Here is a 3,687-nt window from a genome sequence, read left to right on the forward strand (position 1 = left end):
AGTATGCCTGATAGATATAAAAGCTGTCTTTCTTTACCTTGCGGTCGATCGTCACAAGTCCCTTGTTGTTTCTTCCGGCAACTCCACCCCATTTCGGGCTGCACATCCGAAACCAAACATGTTCCAGACATGGCTTGACCACATCCACGGTCTGTCGTTTAAAACCTTTGCCATGTGCTCGTGGTACAGGGCCTGATATTCTTCCGAGTAGTCCTTGCAGGCCGGATTCGGTCCATGATTTGTGATCACGCCTTCACAGCCGTACTCACTCAGTCCCAGGCAAATATCCGGGTGAAGCTCATGGAAACGGTCAAGCCACGGTCCGTTATCCTCCATCTTTCCGCCGTACCAGCCAAAGTAATGGTTGTAGCTGATAACATCGGTGATGTGATGCATCGGGCTCTCAACCGGAGTCATGCTCACATGAGCGATCGTCGTCAGTCTCGTCGGATCAAGTTCCTTGGCAATCGCATTCAGTTCTTTATGGTTCTCGACAAGTTTCTCTGAGATGCCTCCGATCAGAATCTCGTTGGAGATACCCCAGAAACAGATTGACGGGTGATTATAATTCTGAATGATCAGTTCTTTAAGCTGCTGGATGCAGTTCTGATGCGCCTCCGGATCCTTGTTAAATACACTGATGAACGGGATCTCTGCCCAAACTACGAATCCAAATTCATCGCAGGCGTCATAGAAGTCCTGTGCGTGCTGGTAATGTGCCAGACGGATCGTATTTGCTCCGAGTTCCTTGATGATGCGCGCATCCTCGTAATGATCTTCTTTTGTCAGCGCATTTCCCTTGTAGAGCTTGTCCTGATGACGGCTCACACCGCGAAGCGGAGTCGGCACTCCGTTCAGGATAAATCCCTGATTCGGATCACAGGAAAAACTGCGCACGCCCGCCTGAACGGTAAGCTCATCATAAATCTCATTTCTTCTCAGGAGAGATGCCTTGACCTTGTATAAGGAAGGGGTTTTGGGGCTCCAGAGAGAGGCATTATTTACATAGAGCGTAATTGAGCTGTTATCCGCTGGTCTAAGGCCACCTGCTACCTCATGCCCCTGTGCATCCTCAATGCTGTAAAGTACCGTAAAATTCTCATCTGCTCCGGTCACAAAACTCTTGATCTCAAACGTTGCGCCTCCACACTCATCCGGCTTCGGAGTCACCATGATGCCCGGTCCTCCGTAATAATCCAGATCAAAGTGAACCGCCGGAACACTGATCAGATTTACACCGCGATACAGACCGCCGTAAAACGTAAAGTCGGCAGACTGCGGATACACGCTGTCCTTGTACTCATTCGAACAGTTAATCACAAGCAGATTCTCAGTTCCGTCCGTATGACACAGATCCGTGACATCGACGCGAAAAGTCGAGTAACCACCCTCGTGATACGTTGCCTTCTTGCCATTCACATATACCGTTGCCTGCTGTCCCGCTGCCAGAACCTCCACATAGGTACGTCCTCCCCCCAGAGGCTGTGCCGGTGTCTCAAATGTTCTCGCATACCAGTAGCTTCCCCGGTCATAACTTCCGTTTCCGTCCTGACCATCCACGGCATTCCAGGTGTGCGGAAGATCCACGTTCTTCCAGTTCTCCGGCAAAGATTCCGGCAGTCCTGCGTCCTTCTGGATAAATTTCCATCCGGCATTCAGATTGATCACTTCTCTCATTTCTTGCCCTCCAATTTCCATCAAGATTCCTATTTAAGATGCATTAAGATACATTAATATATTAGTTATATCCCTCATAAGTGATGTCTTAACTATACTCGGATTTCTCTCTTTTTCATAGGACGATTTTCGTTGATATTAGCATTATTTTTTGCTAATATAATAAATAAGACCATTTTTGTACGATTGTCAACGAACGTGTAAATCGGCAATACCGCAAAAAAGAATCCAAATAAAAATACACTCTGCAACGAAAAACCATAAAAGGCGAAAGGACATGAATGCATAATGAAAGAAACGAACGAGAAAAAGAGACAAGAGAAAGAAAAACAAGAGAAAGAAAGACAGATGAAACAGGGAACAGGAACAGACGAACTTCTGACCCTGATGAGTGAACTGTACGAACACTGGGGACTTCATGTTCTGCTTATCACAGATCTCGCCACTCAATGCGAAGAGATTGATCTTGGTTTTAGAAAGCGCATGTACGCAGATTCCCGGTACGAGCAGGTCTGCGAACTTTTCCGCTCCCACATCGATCCGGATACATTCTATCTCTACGAGGACGAACTTCTGATGAGCTATTCTTTTTTCCGGCTTCCAGATGAAAGGGCAGATTCTTCCGTTCGCAGTTCCAGTGGCGATTCCGTCTCTCCTATTCTCTGCATCGGACCGGTTCTTTTTCAGGCTATGGGGACAGCGGAAATCTCTGCCCAAATGACAAAACTCAAGATCAATCCGCTCTACCAGCAGGATTTTGTAGAGTTCTACAACCGTATTCCGATCTGTCCGTCCAGAGAGATGTGGATTCACACAATGATGTTTTTTCTCCAGAAACTCAGCAAAAATCCCGTCACCTTCCGCGAGATCTCCTCTGCAGAGGCATCCTGGGGATTTATCACGCCGGAAGGCGCCGACTACTCACTTCCGAGTCAGCCTGATGTCGCCCTGACCGCCATTGAAGATCGATACCAGGCTGAGAGCGATCTGATGGAAGCTGTCGCCGCCGGAAATACCTCCGAAGCCATGAACCGCTGCCGGCGTTTTCTCTCCTACCGCCTGAGTCCCCGCGTGGCCTCCCCTCTGCGCGACAGGAAAAATATCCTTTTTACCTTTAACACTCTGCTCAGAAAAGCCGTGCAGCTCGGAGGTGTCCACCCACTCCACATTGACAACCTCTCCCGCACATTTGCAATTCAGATCGAATCTGCGATGACTGTCGAGCAGCTTGATCAGATCAACAGCGCAATGGTCCGCAAGTACTGTATTCTGGTTCAAAACTACTCCAGGCGTGCCTACTCCCAGCTTGTCCAGACCTGCATGAACAACATTGACTTTTACTACAACACCGAGCTCTCCCTCTCCTGGCTTGCCGGACAGTGCTCCGTCTCCGAGAGTCATCTCTCCACGGTCTTCCGAAAGGAGACTAATATGACTGTCACGGACTACATCAACAAAACCCGCATCCGGCAGGCGCTGATTCTCCTGAACACGACAAGTCTGCCGGTCGGAGAGATCGCCTCGCGGTGCGGGTTCTTCGATGCTAACTATTTTTCCAGAGTTTTTCGAAAGCTTCAGGGGCAATCCCCAAAGCAGTATCGCAGCAAGATCCGCCAAAAGGCATCGTCCTGATGCTTAAGACTCTTAAGATTTTTAAGACTCTTAACAGTGCTCCTCCACTTTATGAAGTTCTCCTGTCACAGAATCCATGATAAATCCGCCGATCTTTACATTCTTCGGCATGAGTGGATGATTGCGGAGTACATAAACCGTGTCACTCACAGAGACTTCCACCGACTCAAATCCGCCCAGCCAGTCTTCCAGATCGATTCCGCTGTGGCGGATGATGTCGATATGTTCCTGAGAAATACCACGCTCCACGAGCTTTTTGAGCATCTCTGAGCCATCCATTCCCTGAACGCCGCAGTCTGTGTGACCAATCACCATGATCTCCTCAACTCCAAGTTCCAGAATCGCAACAAGAAGGCTTCGCATTGCACTTCCGTATGG

2 protein-coding genes and 1 pseudogene are annotated in these 3,687 nt (G+C 48.7%); 1 reads left to right on the plus strand and 2 read right to left on the minus strand.

The genetic code is table 11. The features are described 5' to 3' along the window. Positions 1–1,677: pseudogene (locus ACR0QE_RS13200) on the minus strand (glycoside hydrolase family 2 protein); the annotation flags it as partial. A gap of 348 nt (positions 1,678–2,025) precedes the next feature. Here ACR0QE_RS13200 and ACR0QE_RS13205 point away from each other — a divergent pair. After that, entirely contained in the window at positions 2,026–3,309 is a 1,284-nt protein-coding gene (locus tag ACR0QE_RS13205) for a helix-turn-helix transcriptional regulator (RefSeq protein ID WP_432628797.1), read from the plus strand. Positions 3,310–3,339: 30 nt separating this feature from the next. Here the strand turns inward: ACR0QE_RS13205 and ACR0QE_RS13210 are convergent. Continuing rightward, on the minus strand, positions 3,340–3,687 hold a 348-nt coding region (locus ACR0QE_RS13210; RefSeq protein WP_432628798.1), incomplete at its 5' end, for a beta-class carbonic anhydrase.

Origin of the sequence: Brotaphodocola sp. (assembly GCF_050873065.1) — a bacterium.
In the GTDB taxonomy this organism is placed as follows: Bacteria; Bacillota; Clostridia; order Lachnospirales; family Lachnospiraceae; genus Brotaphodocola.